The sequence below is a fragment of the Streptomyces sp. NPDC091682 genome (genome assembly GCF_044756625.1).
GTDB lineage: Bacteria > Actinomycetota > Actinomycetes > Streptomycetales > Streptomycetaceae > Streptomyces.
This window is the reverse complement of the sequence record NZ_JBIVTH010000004.1, coordinates 330,692-352,067: the sequence shown is the minus strand read 5'-3', so window position 1 is coordinate 352,067 and position 21,376 is coordinate 330,692. Positions and strand designations below refer to the sequence as shown.

Sequence of the window (21,376 nt, the reverse complement as noted above, 5' to 3'; positions counted from 1 at the left end):
CGGCCCTGGCGGGGGAGGCGTTCACCGGCCCGTTCACCGGCCCGTTCACCGGCCCGACCCCCGCACCAGGGCCTCGACCCGGCCGATGTGCCCGCGGACCGTCGCGGCCGCCGTGTCCGCGTCCCCGGCCCGCAGCGCGGCCAGGATCTCCGCGTGCTCGGCGAGGGTGCGGTCCAGCCGTTCGGGGTGGGCGTGCAGCAGGGCCACGCCCATCCGCAGCTGCCGGTCGCGGAGTTGGTCGTAGAGCCGGCACAGGATCTGGTTCCCGGCGCTGCGCACGATCTCGGCGTGGAAGCCGCGGTCGGCGGCCATCATCGCCGCGAGGTCGCCCGCGTCGGCGTGCCGGCGCTGTTCGTCGAGCAGGGCGGCGAGCCGGTCCAGCAGGCCCGGTGGGGCCGGCACGGCCCTGCGTACGGTGAATTCCTCGACCAGCAGCCTGGTTTCGAGGACGTCGGTGATCTCCTGCGCGGAGACCTGGAGGACCAGGGCGCCCTTCTTCGGGTACAGCTTCAGCAGTCCCTCGGTCTCCAGTCGCAGCAGCGCCTCGCGGACGGGCGTACGGGACACCCCCACGGCGGCGGCCAGTTCGCCCTCGGTCAGCAGGGTGCCGCCTTCGTAGCGGCGGTCGAGCACCCCGTGCTTGACGTGCTGGTAGACGCGGTCGGCGGCGGTCACGGCAGTGGCGGGGGCGGGCATGCGCACAGGATAGATACAACAGGGGTGCAAGCCCGGCCCGGTCCAAAATGTGGACCCGGCCCCGGGCGGGGACCCCGAACGGGCTCCCGGACCCCGGGTCTGGTCCGCGGGTCTCCCGCTGCATCGAAGGATGTAGCGCGCCTTCGTCCGCCCGCAGGACGTACGGGGCCCCGCGCGCCGGGACGCTGAAGTCATGGCCGAAACCCTGCTCGCCCCGGCGGCACAGAAGACCGCCCGGCTCCCGCTCCTGGACGTCCTGCGCGGCGCCGCGATCCTCGGCACGCTCATGACCAACGTCTGGATCTTCACCTCGCCCGGCTCGGAGTGGGGGGTGCTCCAGGGCGGTCTGAAGCTGCCCGACCCGATCGCCGACCCCTCCGCCGCCCACCTCGCCGAGAGCGTCTTCCGCTTCCTCGCGGACGGCAAGTTCCTGGCCCTGCTGACGGTCCTGTTCGGGGTGGGCCTGGCCATCCAGTTCGACTCCGCCGCCCGCCGCGGCGACCCCTGGCCCGGGTGCTACCCGCGCCGCGCCGCCTTCCTCTTCGTCGAGGGCACCGTCCACTTCGTGCTCGTCTTCGCCTGGGACGTGCTCATGGGGTACGCGGTGACCGCCCTGCTCGTCGCCTGGTTGCTGGCCCGCTCCGAGAAGGTGCGCAAGGTGGCCATGTGGACGGCCGGCGGGCTGCACCTGGCTCTGGTGTCCCTGGCGACCCTCGACGCACTGAGCCGGCCGCCCGGCGCCCCCAAGAGCCCGGACCCGGCCGCCGTCGAGCTGTACGCCCACGGAAGCTATCCGGACCAGATCGCCTTGCGCCTGGAACACTTCCTCGCGCTGCGCATCGAGCCGGTCTTCTCCTTCGGGCTGCTCGTGTTCCTCTTCCTCCTCGGCGTGCGGCTGCACCGCGCCGGCACCTTCACCGCCACCGACGAAGGCCGCCGCATCCGCGGCCGGCTTGCCACCTGGGGCCTGGGCCTCGGGCTGCCGCTGAACGCCGCGACCACCCTCGGCGGCGGCGACTTCTACCTCCTGGGCCGCTACGGCGCCGCGCCCCTGCTCGCCCTCGGCTACATCGGCCTGATCGGCACCGCCCTCGACCGGCGGTGGATCCCGGCCCCGGTGAGCCGTTCCCTCGGCTCCGTCGGCCGCACCGCCCTGTCCTGCTACGTCGCCCAGAACCTGCTCTGCATGCTGCTCTGCTACGGCATCGGGCTGGGCCTCGCCGAACGGCTCGGCGGCACCGGCCCCTGGTGGGTGATGGGCCTGTGGGCCGGCGTGAGCCTGGTCCTGGCCGCCGGATCACGGCTGTGGCTGCGCCGCTTCGACCACGGCCCGCTGGAGGCCGTGCAGCGCACGGTCCTCAAGAGCCGCCGGTGACCGCCGCCACCTCCACGTCCAGGACGAACTCGTCGTAGGGCGCCTCGTCCGGGTAGGGCGGCCGGACCTGCGCGAAACGGATCCGGGCCCGACCCCCGCCCGGGGGCCGGGCCCGGACCACGTAGGTCCGCTCCACCGGGGCCCCCGGCAGCGGGGCCGCCCCGGCGGCCCCGACCCCGGACCCGCCGACCCCGGACCCGGGGGCCTCCGCCACCGTCACCGCGTCCGCGTCCCCGGTGACCTGCCAGGTCCACACGTACCCGCGCGCGCCACGCCCGGTGAGCCGCAGCTCGTACGGCTCGTCCGGGCCCAGCACGATGCTCCGTACCTCCACGCCCGCCCGTTCCTCTCAGACGGGGCCGATCACCGACCCCTCGTGCCAGCCCGCGCCGTCGCGCCAGTAGTGCTGGAGGCGGCGGTCGGTGCGCAGGACGACCACTTCCAGGTTGAACCCGAAACTGCCCTGGAGCATCCCGGTGACGGAGACCACGTCGTGCCCGAAGACCGCGCTGCGCCGCCAGGGCGAGCCGCCCGCGTTGCCGCGCCACCAGTGCTCCACGCGGCCGTCGGCGACGGCCACGCACAACTCGTAGTTCCCGGCGGTGTCCTCGTCCGCGGCCCCGAACTGCCCCTCGATCAGGCAGGGCGCGGAGACGGCCGCCGCGGCACTGCCGAAGACCTCCCCCGCCCGCCAGGTGAAGCCGTTCGGATCGTCGCGCCACCACAGCTGCATGCGGCCGTCGGTGCGGGTGGCGACGAGGTCGAGGTGGCGGCCGCGGGTCTGGACGAGGGCGGGCCCGTAGTGGGCGATGCCGGAGGCGAACCGGCCGCCGTCGTTCCAGGTCCAGGGGGCGCCGTTGATCCGCCACCAGTGGTTGAGGCGGCCGTCGGCGGTCCGTACGACGACCTCGAAGTTGCCCGGCTTGCCGTAGTCGCTCTGGATGAACGCCGGGGTCGACCCGACGGCCGCGTCGCCCGGCCCGAAGAGGCCGCCGTCGCGCCAGGCCCCGCCGGACTGCTCGTAGTACCAGTGGCGCAGCCGGCCGCCGGTGGTCACGTGCAGGGACTCCATGTTGCGGTTGTAGGTGGTGCCGGTGAAAGCGGGCTGGCCGGAGGCGTCGGCGGCGAAGGTCCCCGCACGGGCCCAGGCGAACGGGGAATCGCCCTCGCGCCACCAGTGCTGGAGGCGGTCTCCGGGGGCGGTGGCGAGCAGCTCGAAGTTGCGGTGGGCGCGGCCGTTGCCGCTCTCGTAGACGTTGCCGGTGTGCAGGCGGCGCTTGGTCCACGGGTCGGGGTTGGTGCCGCGCAGGCCGCACTTGGCCCAGTAGTCGATGTTGACCTCGCCGTAGGCGATCCGGCCGTAGCCGCCGACGTGGTAGCCCGTCCCCCAGGAGTTCTTGAACAGCCAGCAGCCGGCCGCGTCGTCGTATCCGACGATCAACACGCAGTGGCCGCCCGCGAGATGGTCGCTCGTACGGTGGTACACGCCGGAGCCGAGGCCGAAGAAGTCGTCGTACACGTCGAAGCAGGCCGTCAGCGGGCCGACCGTGTCCAGCCAGACCTTCTGCTGCTCCACGTCGCCGAGCCGGACGTAGTCGGTGATCCGGACGGTCCGGCCGGACCGGTCCCAGCTGGGCGTGTACTCGGCGCGCCAGGCGTCGCGGCGGGCGGCCGGGAGCCCCGCGGGCGGGGTGCTGTACGGCCAGCAGTCCGGGTCCGCGAGTCCGCCGTTCGCCTTGATCCAGTCGAGGGCGGTCTCCGGATTGCTGCCCTGGCCGCAGCTGAAGCGCAGGCCGTCGTGGACGTCCCCCTCCGAGCGCTCCGCCCACACGTCGTGCTCGATCCGGGCCATGGACTCCACCAAGCCGGTGGCGCCGAAGGCCCAGCAGGAACCGCACGGGTTCTGGTCCTTCACCTTGGTGATCCACGGCCAGCCCCAGCGGCTGCGCCAGTCCACGGCGGTGGGCCGGGCCGCAGCGGCCGCCCCCCGGACCCCGGGCAGCAGCCCGTGGGCGGCGCGGCGCCGGGTCAGGTGCGGATTGCCGCTCGCGCGGCCGATCGTCCCCGGGAGGTCGATCACCCCCGCGTCTTCGGCAGTGGTCAGGTTCGCCCCGGGCTCCAGACCGAGCGAAGGCCGCGGCACGGGCTCCTCGTCGGCGAGGTGCTCCAGGACCGACCAGCGCGCCCCCTGCCGGGCGAGCTGCGCACGCAGCTCGCCCACCGACTGGACAGACTCCTCCGGCATAGCGGCCCCCCAGCTGCAACCGTTCGGATCCAAGACCCGGGAGCGTCTCCCCGGCGCCCGGGGGCGTCAAGGGGGTCCGCACGGTCGCGCGGGGGCACGAGGGGGCGTGCCGTGCCGCGGGGGCGCTACCGGGGTTCAACCGTCCAAGGAGATCGCGTTCTTGGCGCGCTCCACCGATTCCTCGGACGCGGGTCCGCCCGGGTTCTCCGTCGCCAGCGCCTGGTTGAGGTCGACGAAGGGCCGCATCCGCTCCTCGTAGCGGGCGTACGCGGCGAAGTGGTCGCCGGGCGTCTGGGCGAGGGAGTCGGCGAGCACGTGGGCGCCCACCAGGGCCAGGCTGGTGCCCTGCCCCGAGAGGGGGGAGGGGCAGTAGCTGGCGTCCCCGAGCAGGGCGATACGGCCCCGCGACCACCGGTCCATGCGGATCTGGGCCATGGCGTCGCAGTAGAAGTCGGGCGTCTTGCGGGCGGCCTCGGCCAGGCGGGCCCCTTCCCACCGTACGGTCTCCAGCCGGTCGACGACCGTCCGCCGCAGGGCCTCGACGGTGCGCAGTTCCGGGGCGAGGGGGGCGGACTCGAAGCCGAAGGCGATGCGCAGTTCGGTGTTGTCCCGCACGGGCATGATGCCGAAGCCCATGTCCCCGTCCCGCAGCCACATCTGCCAGTCCTCCAGGCCGAGGAAGTTGTCCGCGCCGAACACCGAGAGGTAGCTGCCCAGGTGGTGGGCGTAGTCCTCTTCGGGGCCGAAGGCCAGGCGCCGTACGGTGGAGTGCAGGCCGTCGGCCCCGACGACGAGGTCGAAGGTGCGCGGCGCCGCGTGCGCGAACTCCACCCGCACTCCGCTCCCGTCCTCCTGCAGAGCCGTGATGGTGTCGCCGAAGACGTACTCAACGTCCGTGCGGGTGTGCTCGTGAACCATCCGCACCAGGTCCTCGCGCAGCACCTCGATGTCCTCGCTGTCGAGCCGGCCGCTGCTGAAGGTCGCCTCGGTGGAGCGGCCGACCTCGCTGCCGTCGGGGCCGAGGATCGACATGCCGCGCATCCGGGTGCGGACGCGGCTCGCCCCCTCGAGCAACCCCACGCGCTCCACGACGTCGAGCGCGACGCCGCGGATGTCCACGGCCTGCCCGCCGCCGCGCACGCCCGGGGCACGTTCGACGACGGTGGGCTCGAAGCCGTGGCGGTGCAGGAGGTGGGCGAGGACGGGACCCGCGATGCCGCCGCCGGAGATGAGTACGGTCCGCACGAGAAGCTCCTTCGGTGGTTTGTACGCTGTACGCACACTGAATGTACGACGTACACACAGGCCTCTCAACAGGCGTAAAGGCGCTCCTGTACTAGCTCAGACCGGCTCCGAGAGAGATCCTCGCTGCTACCCTCTGCACTAGTACAGGACAGAAAGGCGGAAGAACGTGACGCAGACCACAGGAGCAGCCGGCGATCCGCCCTACCTGCGCATCGTCGCCGCGATCCGGCGGCGCATCGCGGACGGGGAACTCGCCCCCGGGGACCGGGTCCCCTCCACCCGGCAGATCGCCGCACAATGGGGCGTCGCGCTCGCCACCGCCACCAAGGCGCTGACCACCCTGCGCCTGGAGGGCCTGGTCGAGGCCCGCCCCCGGATCGGCACGGTCGTCGCCGGGAGCGCATCCGCCGACCCCGGCGCCCCCGCCGCACCGGCGGCCCGCAGGCGCGCCTCGCCCGCCCCGGACACCGAGCCGGAGCTGACCCTCGAACGGATCGTCCGCGCCGCCGTCGAGATCGCCGATGCCGAAGGGCTCGCGGCGCTCTCCATGCGCGGTGTCGCGGCCCGGCTCGGTGTCGCGGCGATGTCGACCTACCGGTACGTGCCGAGCAAGGAGGACCTGGTCCTGCTCATGGCCGACGCCGCGTACGGCGAGGCCCACCCCGCCGACGCCTACGCCGGCGCCCCCGAGGACTGGCGGGCGCGCATCGAGGCGGGCGGCCGGACCTTGTGGCAGCTGTACCGCAAACACCCGTGGCTGGCCCGGGTCGGCTCCCTCACCCGCCCGTTGCTGGTGCCCAACCTGCTGGTCCACGGCGAGTGGATGCTGAGCGCCCTCGACGGACGCGGGCTCGACCCGACCACCCTCTTCGACATCCACGTCCTGCTCTACAGCCACGTGCACGGCCTGGCGGTCCACCTGGAGTTGGAGGCCGACGCCGAGGCGACCACCGGCCAGTCGGAGGACCAGTGGATGGACAGCCGCGCCCCCGTCCTCCAGGAACTGATGGACTCCGGCCGCTTCCCGACCTTCGCCAAGGTGGTCAGATCCTTCGAGGACGGCTACGACCTGCGGCTGGACGCGCTCTTCGACCTCGGCCTGGGGGCCCTCCTGGACGGCCTGACCCCCGTCGTCGAGGGCTGAGGACGCCCCCTCGGGCTCCCCCGCGCCCCGCGGGGGGCCCGAGGGAGCCCGTATAGGGTCGGGCCGTATGGGGACGTGGAGCGCGCCGAGCGCCATCGAGAGAGAGCTGTACGGGGCCAAGTCCTCCGGCGACTGGGCCGCGTACTTCGACGTACTGGCCCGTTCGCCGCTGTACGTGGCGCAGTCCCGCGCGCGGTCCGACGCACACCCCGACTCGGTGTTCTTCCACGCCACCCCGGACCGGATGCTCGTCGTCCACACCGCCGGAATGCTGCCCGCCCCCACCCCCGAGACGGTCTACGAGTCGCGCAGCCTGCGCTGGTTCGCCAAGGTCTGGGCCGCCGACGACCCCGCCTTCCTCGCCGTCAACCCGGGCTCCCCCAGCGAGGCCTACCTCACGACCACCCCCGCCGACCTGGCCCGCTGGCGCGCCCATGCGGAGGCCGCCCCCCACTACGGCCTGCCCGAGGGCAAGGTCCACGCCCTGTTCACCGGCGGCCCGCTGCACGGGCCCGTCGCCCACGGCCTCGCCGTCGGCGGTCATCTCGCCGTCACCAACGGTGAGTTCTGGAACTCCCTCGCCTACCACGGCAGCGGCTACCAGTACGAACGCCGCCGCGTCGCGAAGAGCTGGAGCATCACCGACCGGTCCGACTGGCTCTTCACCCTGGAGACGCTGTTGGACCGCGGGATGGTCAGCCCCGTCTGGGAGTACGCGCTCCGCGTTCGCCGGGCCCTCGCCTCCGACTTCGCCGGGCCGGTGGACATCGAGCACTGGCGGCACGCCGCCGAGGCGAGCCTGCGCCGCAGCGCCGAACGCGCCGCCGAGCCGCAACTCACCCCCGACGGGGTCACCGTCGCCCAGCCGCGGCCGGTCGCCGAGATCGAGGGGGAGATAGCCGGCGTCAAACGCCTCATCGGCCGGATCACCCGCTACGAGCAGCGCTTCCGGGCCGACGGCCTGCTCCCCGGAGACGGCTGGGTCCGCTCCGTGGAGGGCTGGGACATCGGCCGGGCCTCACAGATGGCCCGCTGGGGCGTCGGCTGCCGCTACGGGACCGTCGCCGAGGCCGAGAAGGCCGTACTGCGCGCCGGGGAGGCGGCGCGCGACGCGTACCGCTCGTGGGCGGAGTTCTCCGCCGGGTACGTCCTCGGCCGGTGCCTGCACTTCGACGAGGAGGAGTTCGGCACCTGGTACACGACCGCCCTCGCCGCCCACCTCGCGCTGACGACCGACCCGGCCAGCCCCTGGCTCAACATCCCCTGGAACTAGCCATGTCCGGATGGTGTCCGACCTCGGGTAGTCGGCGGCCGGGGCCGGAAACCGGCGGCGGGCCACGAGGTCCCCGACTAGCCTCGCCGCCATGACTGTTGAGCTGAACGAGACCGTGCGGGGGCTGCTCGACGCGCCGCACCCCGCCGTCCTGTCGACCATCAACCCCGACGGAAGCCCGCAGAGTTCGGTGATCTGGGTGACCCGTGACGGCGGCGACCTGCTGGTCTCCACCGAGCAGGGCCGCCGCAAGGAGCGCAACATCGTCCGGGACGGGCGGGTCGGCATCACCGTCTTCGACCTGGCCAATCCCTTCCTCTACGCCGAGATCCGCGGCACGGCCACCGTCACCGAGGACGTCGGCCGGGCGGTGGCCGTGCGCATCGCCGAGGAGTACATGGGCCCGGGCGCCGGCAAGGAGTACGCCGAGGCCCCGGCCGAGAACGTCCGGGTGGTCGTCCGCATCACCCCGACCAAGGTCCTCGGCAACGCGGCCCGCTAGGTCCTGTCGGATCGGCCCGGCAGCCCTCAGGGAAGGCCGGGCCGGACCGCCGCCCAGGCGTCGATCGCCTGCGTCGAGGGGTCGGCCTCCGCGAGGTGGGGCCGCACGAGCACCAGCAACGGGATCAGGCCCTTGATCCGGCGCAGGTGCCGGATCCGGTGGTAGGGGAGGTCCCGCCAGACCCGGCCCTGCGCCGCGGCCTGCTCCGGGGTCAGGTCCATCAGCGCCAACAGTTCCCGGCACAGGGCGGCCGGGTCACCGCCCTCGTCCGGGCCGAACTGCTGGATCAAGTAGACCTGCACGGAGGCCAGTTCGGGCGCCCGGAGCAGATCGGACCCGCCCTCGGCCCGCGCGCAGCGATGGGTGGCGGCCAGCGCGATCCGGCCCCAGCGCAGCCGGATCCCGTCCGGCAGCCGCTCGTCCCGCATCCGCACCCCGGCCAGGACGCGCAGGGTCCGCGGGTGCGGTTCGTCCCGCAGCGGCGGGCCGGTGGCCAGCCAGGCTTCCAGCTCCTCCAGCGAGTGCCCGTCGGGCGGCACCGAGGTGAGCACCTGTCCCCGGGTGAGCAGCGCGACCATGGCGCCCGCGAGGTGGACCCTCGCGACGTGCCCGGCGTCGAAGGAGCCGACGGCCCGCCCGTGACGCTCGATGCGGCGCAGGCCGATCCTGGATTCCCCGACGGCGTAGACCTGTCCGGCCCGCGCCACCCCGCCGACGCAGCGGACCACGCACACCCCGCCCGTGACGTCGGCCTCCTCGACGGAGTACACCTGCAATTCGGCGATGGACACCCGCGCCCCCTTCCCCGGGCGGAGGTTACCTCCCGGGGCGGCCGCCCGCGCTCACGGGAGCCGTGGAGACTTCGGCCGTGGAGGCTTCACCCGGACGGTGCCTCCAGGACGAGCCGGATCTCGGTGACCTCGTAGCCGGCACGGTCGAAGGCGGCGGCCATCGGCACGTTGACGGTGTCCGTGGTCGCGGTGATGCGCCCGGCGCCTTCGGAGGCGTGGAAGCGGGTGATCTCGCCGAGGATCTCGTCGATCAGCCCCTGGCCGCGCTGCTCCGGTACGACGCCGAGGTAGCCGACGTTGCGGTGGTACGGGGTCGCCGAGGGGATGGCCAGACCCGCGAGGCGGCCGTCCGGGAGGTGGGCCAGGCGCCACCAGGAGCGCTCGCCGGGGCAGTCGAGGTAGAACTCGAGGTCCTCGCGGGCCAGCTGCTCGGCGTCCATCAGCTCCAGTTCGTGCCGGGTGGCCAGGTCGAGGCTGTCGCGGGAGAGCCGGACGAAGGCGTCCAGCACCTCCTCGTCGGTGCCCTCGCGGAAGACGAGCCGGCCGGTGGGCTCCGCGGTGCCGGCGTCCGGGGTCCACTCGTAGCGCAGGCGCTCGATCTCGCGCGTCAGCCCGGCCGCGGTCGCGGCCTCCCGGCGCCAGGCGACGGCCGCGGCGAGCTCCGGCTGCTCCCGCCAGTCGCGGGGCAGCGAGAGGTGGTAGCCCGGCCGCTTGCCGAAGGCGGCGTGCCCGGCTTCCAGCAGCCCGGCGGCGACCTCGGCCGGGTCGGGGACGTCCCTGCGCACTTGGAGGCAGTCGAGCGCGACGGGCCGCTCGCTGTCGGCGCGCCCCCACCACAGGGCCCGGGCGAGGATCCGCCCGTCCTCGTCCTCGGCCAGCCAGATCCATTCGGGCCGGATCTGGTCCTCCGCGAGCTCCTCACGGATCCGCTCGGCGGTCAGGGCGGGCACGGGGCCGTCGGCCGGGTGGGCGACGGCACGGTCCAGGTCCGCGGGGTCCGCGGCGGCAGCACGAAAGATCATCCGGCGATGATCACACGGGGTTCACCACCCGACCAGGGGGTTTCCCCCGCGGCCGGGGCCCGCCGGGGGCCCGCCACGGCCGATGGCCGGCCTCCGCGAGGGAGACCGGCCATCGGGTGGGGCGTCGTACGTGCCGCTACGACCAGGTGACCAGGCGGCGGGGGTGTTCCAGGACCGCCGCGATGTCGGCGAGGAACTTGGAGCCGAGCTCGCCGTCGATGAGACGGTGGTCGAACGACAGCGCCAGGGTGGTGACGTGGCGCGGCTTCACCTTGCCCTTGTGGACCCACGGCTGGAGCTTGATCGCGCCGACCGCGAGGATCGCGGACTCGCCGGGGTTCAGGATCGGCGTACCGGTGTCGACGCCGAAGACGCCGACGTTGGTGAGGGTGATCGTGCCGTTCTGCATGTCCGCCGGGGAGGTCTTTCCGTCGCGGGCCGTGACGACCAGCGAGGACAGGGACTCCGACAGCTCGCCGAGGGTCTTGGCGTGCGCGTCCTTGATGTTCGGGACGATCAGCCCGCGCGGAGTGGCCGCCGCGATGCCCAGGTTGACGTAGTGCTTGAGCACGATCTCCTGGGCCGCCTCGTCCCAGGACGCGTTGACGTCCGGGTTGCGGCGGATGGCCACCAGCACGGCCTTGGCGATGAGCAGCAGCGGATTGACCCGCAGCCCCGCGAGGTCCGGGTCGGCCTTGAGCTCCTGGACCAGCTTCATCGTGCGCGTCACGTCGAAGGTGATGAACTCGGTGACGTGCGGCGCGGTGAAGGCCGAGCCGACCATGGCCTGCGCGGTGACCTTGCGGACGCCCTTGACCGGGATGCGGGTCTCCCGCGCCGAGGCGTCGGCCGCGGGGGCCGCGACCACCGCGACGGGCGCGGCCACGGCGGCCGGGGCGGCGGCCGGAGCCGCCACGGGCGCGGCGGCCTGCGGGGCGATCGCCGCGGCGGCCGCAGCGTGCACGTCCTCCCGGGTCACGACCCCGCCGTCACCGGTGGGGACCACCGAGGCCAGGTCGATGCCGAGGTCCTTGGCCAGCTTGCGCACCGGCGGCTTGGCCAGCGGCCGCTCGCCGGTCGGCTGCGCCGGAACGGCGGGGAGCGGCGCCGGGGCGGCCGGGGCCTCGGGGGCGGCCACCGGGGCCGCCGTACCGTTCTGCGCGGCCACGGCGGGCGCCGGAGCGGCCTTGCGGGGGCGGCGCTTGGTGGAGGACTCGGAGACTCCGTAGCCGACCAGGACGGGCTGGCGGGCGGCCGGGGCCGGCTCGGCGGCGGCCGGAGCCGCGGCCGCCGCGGCGGCGGGGGCCGGAGCCTCCGCCTCGCCGGTCTGCACCGAGATGATCACCTGGCCGACGTCGACCGTGGTGCCCTCCTCGAAGAGGAGCGCGTGCACGACGCCGTCGAACGGGATCGGCAGTTCCACGGCGGCCTTGGCCGTCTCGACCTCGCAGACGACCTGACCGTCGGTGACCGTGTCGCCGGGCTGGACGTACCACTTGAGGATCTCGGCCTCGGTGAGGCCCTCGCCCACATCGGGCATTTTGAATTCGCGGATGGTCATGACGCGGGTCTCCTAGTACGCCAGCGAGCGGTCGACGGCGTCGAGCACCCGGTCCAGGCCGGGCAGGTACTCGTCCTCCAGGCGGGCCGGCGGGTACGGGGCGTGGAAACCGCCCACGCGCAGGACCGGCGCCTCCAGGTGGTAGAAGCACCGCTCCGTGATGCGAGCGGCGACCTCCGCGCCCACGCCGAGGAACACCGGCGCCTCGTGGACCACCACGAGCCGACGGGTCTTCTCGACCGAGGCCTGGATCCCGTCGAAGTCGACCGGGGACATCGAGCGCAGGTCGAGGACCTCCACCGACTTGCCCTCCTCGGCGGCCGCGGCCGCGGCCTCCAGGCAGACCTTCACCATCGGGCCGTAGGCGGCCAGGGTGACGTCCGAGCCCTCGCGGCTCACGCGCGCCTTGTGCAGCTCACCGGGGATGGCGTCGAAGTCGACCTCGCCCTTGTCCCAGTAGCGGCGCTTCGGCTCGAAGAAGATCACCGGGTCGTCGCTGAGGATCGCCTGCTGGAGCATCCAGTAGGCGTCGCTCGCGTTCGAGGGGGAGACCACCTTGAGGCCCGGCACGTGCGCGAAGAGCGCCTCGGGGGACTCGCTGTGGTGCTCGACCGCGCCGATGCCGCCCGCGTACGGGATGCGCACGACGACGGGCATCTTGACCTTGCCCAGGGCGCGCGCGTGCATCTTCGCGAGCTGCGTGACGATCTGGTCGTACGCGGGGAAGACGAAACCGTCGAACTGGATCTCCACGACCGGCCGGTACCCGCGCAGGGCCAGGCCGATGGCGGTGCCGACGATGCCCGACTCGGCGAGCGGGGTGTCGATGACCCGCTCCTCGCCGAAGTCCTTCTGCAGGCCGTCGGTGATCCGGAAGACACCGCCCAGCTTGCCGACGTCCTCACCCATGATCAGGACCTTGGGGTCCTGCTCCAGGGCCTTGCGCAGCGACTCGTTGAGCGCCTTAGCGATCGACATCTTCTCGACAGCCATCAGTGACCCTCCTCGAAGGACGCGAGGTAGGCGGCGAACTGGGCGCGCTCCTCGTCGACGAGCGCGTGCCCGTCCGCGTAGACGTTCTCGAAGATCGCCATGGTGTCCGGGTCGGGCATGGCGCGCACGGCTTCGCGCACGCGCTTGCCCATGGCCTCGCTCTCCGCCTCCAGCTCCGTGAAGAACGCCTCGTCGGCGCCCCCGGTGGCCAGCAGGTGGGCCTTCAGGCGCAGGATCGGGTCCTTGGCCTCCCAGGCCGCCGTCTCCTCGTCCCGACGGTACTTCGTCGGGTCGTCGGAGGTGGTGTGCGCGCCCATGCGGTACGTGAACGCCTCGACCAGGGTCGGGCCCTCGCCGCGGCGGGCCCGGTCCAGGGCCCAGCGGGTCACGGCCAGGCAGGCCAGCACGTCGTTGCCGTCGACGCGCACGCCCGGGAAGCCGAAGCCCTGCGCGCGCTGGTAGAGCGGCACGCGCATCTGGCGCTCGGTGGGCTCGGAGATCGCCCACTGGTTGTTCTGGCAGAAGAACACCACGGGGGAGTTGTAGACGGCGGAGAAGGTGAACGCCTCCGCGACGTCACCCTGGCTGGACGCGCCGTCACCGAAGTAGGCGATGACCGCGGAGTCCGCGCCGTCCTTGGCCACACCCATCGCGTAACCGGTCGCGTGCAGCGTCTGCGAGCCGATGACGATCGTGTAGAGGTGGAAGTTGTTGGTGTTCGGGTCCCAGCCGCCGTGGTTCACGCCGCGGAACATGCCGAGCAGGTTGGTCGGGTCGACCCCGCGGCACCAGGCCACGCCGTGCTCGCGGTACGTCGGGAAGACGTAGTCCTCGTCGTTCAGCGCCCGGCCGGAGCCGATCTGCGCGGCCTCCTGGCCGAGCAGCGAGGCCCACAGGCCCAGCTCGCCCTGACGCTGCAGGGCGGTCGCCTCACCGTCGAACCGACGGGTCATGACCATGTCGCGGTACAGCCCGCGCAGGTCCTCGGTGGTGATGTCGGCGACGAAGGGGGCGAACTCGGCGTTCTCCGCGTTGTCGACGCGGTCCCCTTCGGGCGTCAGCAGCTGTACGAGCTGAGGTACGGCGTCCTGCGTCTGCGCGGTGGCAGCGGCGGGCTTGGCGGCGGCGTTCGCCGCGCCTGCCGCCCGCTTGGTGCCGCTGCTGCGTCGCGGCTTGCGCGCGGCAGTGCTCTCCACGGTCACGTGTGCTCCTCCGTCGGTCCGGCACCCGGGTTCTCCGGGGTCCAGTGCGGCTCACCTGTATCCGTAACGAGCGCACGGGGTGGGTGCGCCTCGCGTACGGGGATTCAGGCGTGACAGGTGTCCCGGCGAGTGCCCTGCGCAATGCACGTTACCCAGTGCGCCGCATAACTGCGAAACCCCGTTTGACCTGCGTTTTTGCTTGGATTTCCTAGTAAAAACGTAGCAACGGGAACAACCACTGGTCACAGCCTTGCAGGGGCCGGGAACAACGGCACGTTATCCCGGGTAACTCCGGCAGGGAAGGGGTGAGTGTGTGAAACTGACTTCGTGCGCGAAGACGGAAAAATCAAGGTATTCCTCCTGGACGACCACGAAGTGGTGCGTCGGGGCGTCCACGAGCTCTTGTCGGTCGAAGAGGACATCGAGATCGTCGGCGAAGCCGGTACCGCCGCCGACGCGCTGGTCCGCATCCCCGCCACCCGGCCCGACGTGGCCGTCCTCGACGTGCGGCTCCCCGACGGCAGCGGCGTGGAGGTCTGCCGCGAGGTGCGCTCGCAGGACGAGGACGTCAAATGCCTGATGCTGACCTCCTTCGCCGACGACGAGGCACTGTTCGACGCGATCATGGCCGGCGCTTCCGGTTACGTGCTCAAGGCGATCCGCGGCAATGAGCTGCTGAGCGCCGTGCGCGATGTCGCCGCCGGCAAGTCGCTGCTGGACCCGGTCGCCACCGCCCGCGTGCTGGAGCGGCTGCGCGACGGCGGCAGGAACGGCCGGGGCGACGACCGTCTCGCGGCCCTCACCGAGCAGGAGCGGAAGATCCTCGACCTGATCGGCGAGGGCCTGACCAACCGCGTCATCGGCGAGCGGCTGCACCTGGCGGAGAAGACCATCAAGAACTACGTCTCCAGCCTGCTCTCCAAGCTGGGCATGGAGCGCCGCTCCCAGGCCGCGGCCTACGTGGCCCGCCTGCAGGCCGAACGGCGCTGACCCCCGCCGCCGTCCGCGCCGCGACGGTACGGGTTCCACGGGGCCCGGCGTTCCGTTCGGGACCAACGTCCCCGGTCCTCGGGGCGGGCCGCCCTTCCTCGCGCTCGCCCGGCACATCGTGGTGGACGGCAGGGTGCTCTTGAGAATGCATTCCGGTTTCGGCTACCACCAGGCCTGCAACGGCAGTGTGGTGGCCTACGGGGCCGACAATTCCAATTCGCCGGACCCCGAGCTCTGGTCGGTCCAGTTCACCGGAACGGCGCAGGTCGTCGAGCCCACCAACGCCGAGCTGGAGCTCTTTGGTCCGGTTCCGCATTTCATCGACGACCAGGTGTTCGATCCTGTCTCCATGCGGATCGAACCCCAGTTCGTCACCGTGCACTCGCTCGCCCGGATTCCGGACCGGCAGTACCAGCACGCACGCTGACCCGCACTCACGCGGATACGGGAACGGGCCCGGCGGAATTGATTCCGCCGGGCCCGTCCGCACATCCGTCTCACTCCTCCGAGTTGGTGGTGCCACCCGCGCCGCCACCGCCGGCGCCACCCGCGCCGGCGCCGCCGGCGGCTGCGCCGCCGCTCGTCTCCGTGGGCTTCGTCGACGCGGACGTCGAGGGCTTCGTCGACGGCGACGTCGAAGGCTTCGCCGTCGACGAGGCGCTCGGCGAAGCCGTACCCGTCGGCGAGTGCGTCGCGGTGACCGTCGGCGTCGGACTGAAGCTCTGCTGACGGCTACGGGTCGGCGCTGGCGAATTGTCGTTGGTGGCCGGGCTGTTGTCCTGGGTCTGCGGCGCCTGGGTGACGTTCGGGGACGCGGACTTGCTCGGCTCGTCGCCCGGGGTGCTCTGGGTGTTCTCCGGCTTCTTGTTGTCGACCTTGCCCATGCTGTTGACGGCGTAGGCCACACCGCCCATGATCGCGACGATCGCGAGGACGGCGAACAGCCACGCCTTCCAGCGGCTGCCGCCGCCACCGCGGTCGTCGTACCCGTCGTAACCGCCGTAGCCGCCGTTGCCGACCGGGCCGGGGCCGCCGGGGAAGGCCGAGCCGTCGTCCGGGTTCAGCGACGGCACCATCGGCGCCTGGAACTGCGAGGTCGAGGCGTGCGCCCCGTACTGCTGCCCACCGGCCCCGGGCACGGGCATGGCCGTAGTGGCGGCGGCGCCGCCCCGCCCGTGCGGCAGTGACATGGTGACCGGGCCGGTGCCCCAGGTGCCGGTGTTCGGCCCCTCGTCGTGCAGCATCTGGAGTGCGTACTGGACCAACCCGCGCATCTCCTCGGCGCTCTGGAACCGGTCGTCCGGATCCTTGGCGAGGGAGCGCATGACCAGGCCGTCGAGCTCCTGCGGAAGGTGACGTCCCTCCGGCAGCTGGGAGGGCGGCACCGGCGCGTCCTGGACGTGCTGGTAGACCACCGACAGCGGGGTCTCGCCGGTGAACGGGGGACGCAGCGCGAGCAGTTCGTAGAGCAGGCAGCCGGTCGCGTAGAGGTCGGAGCGGTGGTCGACGGCCTTGCCGAGGGCCTGCTCGGGCGACAGGTACTGCGGGGTGCCCATGACCATGCCGGTCTGGGTCATCGTCGACTGGGCGCCGTGCAGGGCGCGGGCGATGCCGAAGTCCATCACCTTGACCGCGCCCGTCTCGGTGATGATGACGTTCGCGGGCTTGATGTCGCGGTGCACGATGCCGTGCTGGTGCGAGTACGCGAGGGCTTCGAGCACGCCCGAGGTGATGATGAGCGCCTGCTCGGGTCCCGGGGCCTCCGCGCTGAGCAGGAGGTCGCGGATGGTGCGGCCCTCGACGAGCTCCATGACGATGTACGGGACGGTGTTCGGGCCGACCCGGTCCTCGCCCGAGTCGTATACGGCGACGACGGCGTGGTGGTTGAGTCCGGCGACGGACTGCGCCTCGCGGGTGAAGCGGGCCTTGGACACCGGGTCCTCGGCGAGGTCCGCGCGCAGCAGCTTCACGGCGACGGTACGGCCCAGTCGGACGTCCTCGGCCGCGAACACCTCGGCCATGCCGCCGCGGCCCAGCCGGTGCGTCATCCGGTACCGGCCGTCTCCCACCAGGCCGCCGGCGCCCCATTGCTCAGGACCATCGGTCATCCCGGCGCCGTTTCCATCGGGTTCGGGTGCCATCAGTCCTCGCCGTCGTATCTCTCGGCCGCCGCTCAGCGGTAGTCCTCTTCGTCGGTGCTCCGGTGAACGCTACAGCCTCGGAACCGGTCACCGTTCGGACAAGGCCGCCTGTGCCCGTGTGGTCACGGAACGGGTACCCGGCTTGACGTGGGCTTGCCCTGGGGCAGACTGGGCGCCATATGCGCCCGGCCAGCGGCGTGGGAACACATCCCGAGGGGGAGCAACAGTCATGAGCCAGGACGGCACTCAGGGCCAGTACGCGGGCGGCTCTTTGGCCGGTGGCCGTTACCAGCTAAGGGACTTGCTGGGTGCGGGCGGCATGGCGTCCGTGTACCTGGCGTACGACTCGGCCCTCGACCGGCAGGTCGCCATCAAGACGCTGCACAGCGACCTCGGCCGCGAGCAGTCCTTCCGCGAACGTTTCCGCCGCGAGGCCCAGGCTGTAGCGAAACTGTCGCACACGAACATCGTCTCGGTGTTCGACACCGGTGAAGGCGAAGTGACGTTCGGCGGCGCCGCCGCGGGCGACGGCGCGGTGATGCCGTACATCGTCATGGAATACGTGGAGGGCCAGCCGCTGGGCTCGGTGCTGGAGGAGGACATCCGCCGGCACGGGGCCATGCCGGCGGACAAGGCGCTGAAGGTGACGGCCGACGTGCTGGCCGCCCTGGAGACCAGCCACGAGATGGGGCTCGTCCACCGCGACATCAAGCCCGGCAACGTCATGGTGAACAAGCGCGGCGTGGTCAAGGTGATGGACTTCGGCATCGCCCGCGCCATGCAGTCGGGGGTCACCTCGATGACGCAGACCGGCATGGTCGTCGGCACCCCCCAGTACCTCTCGCCCGAACAGGCGCTGGGGCGCGGGGTCGACGCCCGTTCCGACCTCTACTCGGTCGGCATCATGCTGTTCCAGCTGCTGACCGGGCGGATCCCGTTCGACGCGGACTCGCCGTTGGCCATCGCCTACGCCCACGTGCAGGAGGAACCGGTCGCCCCGTCCTCCATCAACCGGTCGCTGACCCCGGCGATGGACGCGCTGGTGGCGCGGGCGCTGAAGAAGAACCCGAACGAGCGCTTCCCCACGGCCGCGGCCATGGGCGACGAGGTCGCACGGGTGCTGGGCTCCGGGCAGACCGGGGCGCCGGTCATCGTGCAGGGCCAGGGGCCGCTGAGCAGTGGCGCGGGCGTGGCCTCGACCGTGTTCCCGCCGGTGGAGGCCGGGTACCAGGCTCCCCCGCAGTCGGTGCAGCAGCCGTACCAGACGCCGCAGACACCGCCGCAGACCCCGTACGCACCCACGCCGGCCCCCCAGCACGCACAGGGCGGCTACGCCTACCCGCACACGCCCCCGCCGCAGCAGCAGTACGCGCCGCATACCCCGCCGCCGTACACGATCTCCCCGACGAGCTCGTCGTCCGCGGCGTCCGGTGACGGCAAGCGGAGCAGTCCGGTGGTCATCGGAGCGATCGTGGTGGCCCTGCTGGCCGTCGGCGGTCTGATCACGGCGATCTCGATGAACGGGGACGACAAGGACAAGGGCGGCACCACGGCGGACCCGGGGAACTCGGCATCCGCGCCGGCCTCCGCGAAGGCCGGGTACAAGGGGCCCGACCTGACGCGCACGATCGACCCGAAGAAGTGCACGGAGCCGGTGAAGCACTACAGCGAGGCCGGCAAGTACTCGGCGCCGGACTTCAAGTACAAGAACCTGCTCTCCGTGAAGGAGTGCATCCAGGCCTCGCGCGGCAAGTACAAGATCGATTACAAGGACGAGGCCGTGTACGGCAAGGACACGGTGCTGTTCCAGTCCCCGGCCGCCGGCGAGAAGGTCGACAAGGAAGGCATGGAGTACACGCTGACCGTGTCGACCGGCAACCCCGAATAGCGCGCGGCGCAGTCCGACACACCGGCATCCCGGGCACCCCGATGGGGCGCCCGGGATGCCGGTTTTGCCCCACTATGTAAATCTGGGCGCATATCTCTGACGCGCAGCGAGCAGCGAGCAGCTCGTGGCTCGGGACGGGAGGGGCTCCCCGTGATCCAAGGCTTCCGCCCGGCGCACTGGCTGGCCTGCGCAGCCCTCGCCGCCACCGCGCTCGCGCCCACCGCTTCCGCGTACGCCGGCCCCTTCCTCACCCAGGCCCGCCAGGTCACCGCACCCGCCGCACCCGCCACACCCGCCGCACCCGCCTCGCCCGACGACCCCTACGAGGAACTGGCCGGCAGCGTCGCCGGAGTCGGGCGCGAGCGCCCCGGGCGGCCGGTCGGCGAGCCCGCCGACCCGGAGTTGACGGTGGCCTCCCAGCCGCTGCTGCCGGCGCGACCCCCGCACACCGGTCAGACCGGGCAGACCGGGCGCACCGGGGCCACCCCGCCCCCACCGCCCCCGCTGCCACCCCCACCGCCGCGGCCGACCACCGCCGTCGCCGCGCCGAGCCCGCCGTCGTCGACGGTCAGCGCCCTCGACGAAGCACCCAACGACCGGGCCGCCGACCTGGCCGCGCACATACTGCCGCTCGGCACCGGATTCGCCCTGATGGGCCTCGGCCTCGGCTACCTCGGGATGCGTCTGCGCCGGGGGCTCTGAGCGGCCCGGACCCCTCCCGCACCCCTCCCGCACCCCTCCCGAACCCTCCCCCTCCGGGCGGCGTCCCCCGCGCGACGTACGCCTCAGGACGGTTGCCGGAAGTGAACATACTCGGTATACATACCGAGTATGTCGATCCGTCACGGGCTACTCGCCCTGCTGGAACGGGGTCCTCGGTACGGCTCCCAGCTGCGCACCGAGTTCGAATCCCGCACCGGCTCCACCTGGCCGCTCAACGTCGGGCAGGTGTACACGACCCTCGCCCGTCTCGAACGGGACGGCCTCGTCGCCCCTGACGGCGAGGACGCCGCCGGCCACACCCTGTACGCCATCACCGACACCGGGCGCACCGAGCTGCTCCAGTGGTACGGGCGCCCCGTCGACCGGGCCAATCCGCCCCGCGACGAGCTGTCCATCAAGCTCGCCATGGCCGTCGGCGCCCCCGGCGTGGACATCCGCGCCGTCATCCAGTCCCAACGGCACGCCACGATCAAGGCGATGCAGGACTACACCCGGCTCAAGGCCACGGCGCTCGCCGCGGTCGAGAGCGGCCGGTCCCACGAGCGCGACGACGTGGCCTGGCTGCTCGTACTGGAACAGCTGATCTTCCAGACCGAGGCCGAGGCCCGTTGGCTCGACCACTGCGAAGCCCGGCTCGTCCGGCTCTCCCTGCCGGCCGACCGGAGAGCCGCGGAACCCGAACCGCCCCAGGCCGCCGCAGCCGAGACCCCGACCACCACCCCGCCCCGTACCGCTCGTACGCGCCGTGGCTGAACCACCGTTCCAGGGGGGACACTCCATGCCTGACCAGCCCCAGCCCCAGCCCCAGCCCCAACAGCCCGTACTGCAGTTGGACCGACTCGTCCGCACGCACGGCAGCGGCGCCACCGAGGTGCACGCCCTGCGCGGGATCGACCTCTCGGTCTTCCCCGGCGAACTCGTCGCCGTGATGGGCCCCTCCGGCTCCGGCAAGTCCACGCTGCTCACCCTCGCGGGCGGCCTCGACATCCCGAGCAGCGGCCGGGTGATCGTTGAGGGCACCGACATCACCACGGCGAGCCGCAAGCAGCTGGCCGCCCTGCGCCGTCGCAGCATCGGGTACGTCTTCCAGGACTACAACCTGATACCGGCCCTCACCGCCGCGGAGAACGTGGCACTGCCCCGGGAGCTCGACGGGACCTCCGCCCGCAAGGCGCGCGCCTCCGCGCTCGCCGCGCTGGAGGAAATGGGCCTCGGCCAGCTCGCCAACCGCTTCCCCGACGAGATGTCCGGCGGCCAGCAGCAGCGCGTGGCCATCGCCCGCGCCCTCGTGGGCGACCGCCGCCTGGTCCTGGCCGACGAGCCGACCGGCGCCCTGGACTCCGAGACCGGCGAGTCCGTCCTCGCCCTGCTGCGCGCCCGCTGCGACGCGGGCGCCGCCGGGATCCTCGTCACGCACGAACCGCGGTTCGCCGCCTGGGCCGACCGCGTGGTCTTCCTGCGCGACGGCAGCGTGGTCGACGAGACCCTGCGCAGCCACGCCGACTCCCTCCTCTCCGGGCAGGCGGCCGGCCAGTGACCGCTCCGCTCCAAGGCTGGTACCACTCCTGGGTGGCGGCCCTGCGCA

Annotated in this window: 20 protein-coding genes; 10 read left to right on the top strand and 10 right to left on the bottom strand. The window is 72.5% G+C overall.

The window, feature by feature from the left end:
* Positions 1 to 45: 45 nt before the first annotated feature.
* Positions 46 to 696, bottom strand: coding sequence for a GntR family transcriptional regulator (locus ACIQK6_RS12265; RefSeq protein WP_329100107.1), 651 nt, complete (start codon positions 694 to 696; stop codon positions 46 to 48).
* Between the two features lie 193 nt (positions 697 to 889).
* Here ACIQK6_RS12265 and ACIQK6_RS12260 point away from each other — a divergent pair, with 193 nt between their 5' ends.
* Positions 890 to 2,071, top strand: a complete 1,182-nt coding sequence (locus ACIQK6_RS12260; RefSeq protein ID WP_402694748.1) for a DUF418 domain-containing protein — start codon at positions 890 to 892, stop codon at positions 2,069 to 2,071.
* Here ACIQK6_RS12260 and ACIQK6_RS12255 read toward each other — a convergent pair.
* The 3 genes from ACIQK6_RS12255 to ACIQK6_RS12245 form a co-directional block, all read right to left on the bottom strand.
* Complete coding sequence (locus tag ACIQK6_RS12255) at positions 2,055 to 2,405, bottom strand: hypothetical protein (RefSeq protein WP_329100109.1); 351 nt, start codon at positions 2,403 to 2,405, stop codon at positions 2,055 to 2,057. The two genes, ACIQK6_RS12260 and ACIQK6_RS12255, sit on opposite strands and share 17 nt — an antisense overlap.
* A 15-nt stretch (positions 2,406 to 2,420) precedes the next feature.
* Positions 2,421 to 4,316, bottom strand: a complete 1,896-nt coding sequence (locus ACIQK6_RS12250; protein ID WP_329100110.1) for a C1 family peptidase — start codon at positions 4,314 to 4,316, stop codon at positions 2,421 to 2,423.
* A gap of 135 nt (positions 4,317 to 4,451) precedes the next feature.
* Positions 4,452 to 5,561: an FAD-dependent monooxygenase gene (locus ACIQK6_RS12245; RefSeq protein ID WP_402694747.1), complete on the bottom strand. Its 1,110-nt coding sequence runs from the start codon at positions 5,559 to 5,561 to the stop codon at positions 4,452 to 4,454.
* A gap of 166 nt (positions 5,562 to 5,727) precedes the next feature.
* On the opposite strand from ACIQK6_RS12245, the gene ACIQK6_RS12240 reads away from it, so the two are divergent.
* The 3 genes from ACIQK6_RS12240 (at position 5,728) to ACIQK6_RS12230 (ending at position 8,480) form a co-directional block, all read left to right on the top strand.
* Positions 5,728 to 6,705: a TetR/AcrR family transcriptional regulator C-terminal domain-containing protein gene (locus ACIQK6_RS12240; RefSeq protein ID WP_329100112.1), complete on the top strand. Its 978-nt coding sequence runs from the start codon at positions 5,728 to 5,730 to the stop codon at positions 6,703 to 6,705.
* A 67-nt stretch (positions 6,706 to 6,772) separates the two neighbouring features.
* Positions 6,773 to 7,978 carry a DUF1266 domain-containing protein gene (locus ACIQK6_RS12235; RefSeq protein ID WP_329100113.1) on the top strand — a complete coding sequence of 402 codons (1,206 nt, stop codon included), beginning with the start codon at positions 6,773 to 6,775 and terminating at the stop codon, positions 7,976 to 7,978.
* Between the two features lie 91 nt (positions 7,979 to 8,069).
* Complete coding sequence (locus ACIQK6_RS12230) at positions 8,070 to 8,480, top strand: PPOX class F420-dependent oxidoreductase (RefSeq protein ID WP_402694746.1); 411 nt, start codon at positions 8,070 to 8,072, stop codon at positions 8,478 to 8,480.
* A 26-nt stretch (positions 8,481 to 8,506) separates the two neighbouring features.
* On the opposite strand, the gene ACIQK6_RS12225 is transcribed toward ACIQK6_RS12230, so the two are convergent.
* The 5 genes from ACIQK6_RS12225 to pdhA form a co-directional block, all read right to left on the bottom strand.
* Positions 8,507 to 9,271 (bottom strand): hypothetical protein, encoded by a 765-nt coding sequence (locus ACIQK6_RS12225; protein WP_329100115.1) that lies wholly within the window; start codon positions 9,269 to 9,271, stop codon positions 8,507 to 8,509.
* A gap of 86 nt (positions 9,272 to 9,357) precedes the next feature.
* Complete coding sequence (locus tag ACIQK6_RS12220; RefSeq protein WP_402694745.1) at positions 9,358 to 10,293, bottom strand: GNAT family N-acetyltransferase; 936 nt, start codon at positions 10,291 to 10,293, stop codon at positions 9,358 to 9,360.
* A gap of 136 nt (positions 10,294 to 10,429) precedes the next feature.
* The gene (locus ACIQK6_RS12215) at positions 10,430 to 11,854 is read right to left on the bottom strand and encodes a dihydrolipoamide acetyltransferase family protein (protein WP_329100117.1); all 1,425 of its coding nucleotides are present in this window, start codon (positions 11,852 to 11,854) and stop codon (positions 10,430 to 10,432) included.
* 12 nt (positions 11,855 to 11,866) lie between these two features.
* Entirely contained in the window at positions 11,867 to 12,847 is a 981-nt protein-coding gene (locus ACIQK6_RS12210; protein ID WP_030010542.1) for an alpha-ketoacid dehydrogenase subunit beta, read from the bottom strand.
* Complete coding sequence (pdhA, locus tag ACIQK6_RS12205; RefSeq protein ID WP_033214801.1) at positions 12,847 to 14,049, bottom strand: pyruvate dehydrogenase (acetyl-transferring) E1 component subunit alpha; 1,203 nt, start codon at positions 14,047 to 14,049, stop codon at positions 12,847 to 12,849. Before pdhA ends, ACIQK6_RS12210 begins: the two co-directional genes overlap by 1 nt.
* Positions 14,050 to 14,376: 327 nt before the next feature.
* Between pdhA and ACIQK6_RS12200 the strand changes: the two genes are divergently transcribed.
* Positions 14,377 to 15,039 (top strand): response regulator, encoded by a 663-nt coding sequence (locus ACIQK6_RS12200; RefSeq protein ID WP_402694744.1) that lies wholly within the window; start codon positions 14,377 to 14,379, stop codon positions 15,037 to 15,039.
* Between the two features lie 145 nt (positions 15,040 to 15,184).
* Positions 15,185 to 15,466 carry a hypothetical protein gene (locus tag ACIQK6_RS12195; RefSeq protein WP_329100119.1) on the top strand — a complete coding sequence of 94 codons (282 nt, stop codon included), beginning with the start codon at positions 15,185 to 15,187 and terminating at the stop codon, positions 15,464 to 15,466.
* A gap of 70 nt (positions 15,467 to 15,536) precedes the next feature.
* On the opposite strand, the gene ACIQK6_RS12190 is transcribed toward ACIQK6_RS12195, so the two are convergent.
* Positions 15,537 to 17,180, bottom strand: a complete 1,644-nt coding sequence (locus ACIQK6_RS12190) for a protein kinase domain-containing protein (protein ID WP_329100120.1) — start codon at positions 17,178 to 17,180, stop codon at positions 15,537 to 15,539.
* 229 nt (positions 17,181 to 17,409) lie between these two features.
* On the opposite strand from ACIQK6_RS12190, the gene ACIQK6_RS12185 reads away from it, so the two are divergent.
* The 4 genes from ACIQK6_RS12185 (at position 17,410) to ACIQK6_RS12170 (ending at position 21,328) form a co-directional block, all read left to right on the top strand.
* Positions 17,410 to 19,068 carry a protein kinase gene (locus ACIQK6_RS12185; protein WP_402694743.1) on the top strand — a complete coding sequence of 553 codons (1,659 nt, stop codon included), beginning with the start codon at positions 17,410 to 17,412 and terminating at the stop codon, positions 19,066 to 19,068.
* Positions 19,069 to 19,218: 150 nt separating this feature from the next.
* On the top strand, positions 19,219 to 19,770 hold the full coding sequence (locus ACIQK6_RS12180) for a hypothetical protein (RefSeq protein WP_329100122.1): 552 nt from the start codon (positions 19,219 to 19,221) through the stop codon (positions 19,768 to 19,770).
* 129 nt (positions 19,771 to 19,899) lie between these two features.
* On the top strand, positions 19,900 to 20,544 hold the full coding sequence (locus ACIQK6_RS12175; RefSeq protein ID WP_329100123.1) for a PadR family transcriptional regulator: 645 nt from the start codon (positions 19,900 to 19,902) through the stop codon (positions 20,542 to 20,544).
* A 25-nt stretch (positions 20,545 to 20,569) separates the two neighbouring features.
* Positions 20,570 to 21,328, top strand: a complete 759-nt coding sequence (locus ACIQK6_RS12170; RefSeq protein ID WP_402694742.1) for an ABC transporter ATP-binding protein — start codon at positions 20,570 to 20,572, stop codon at positions 21,326 to 21,328.
* Positions 21,329 to 21,376: the final 48 nt, after the last annotated feature.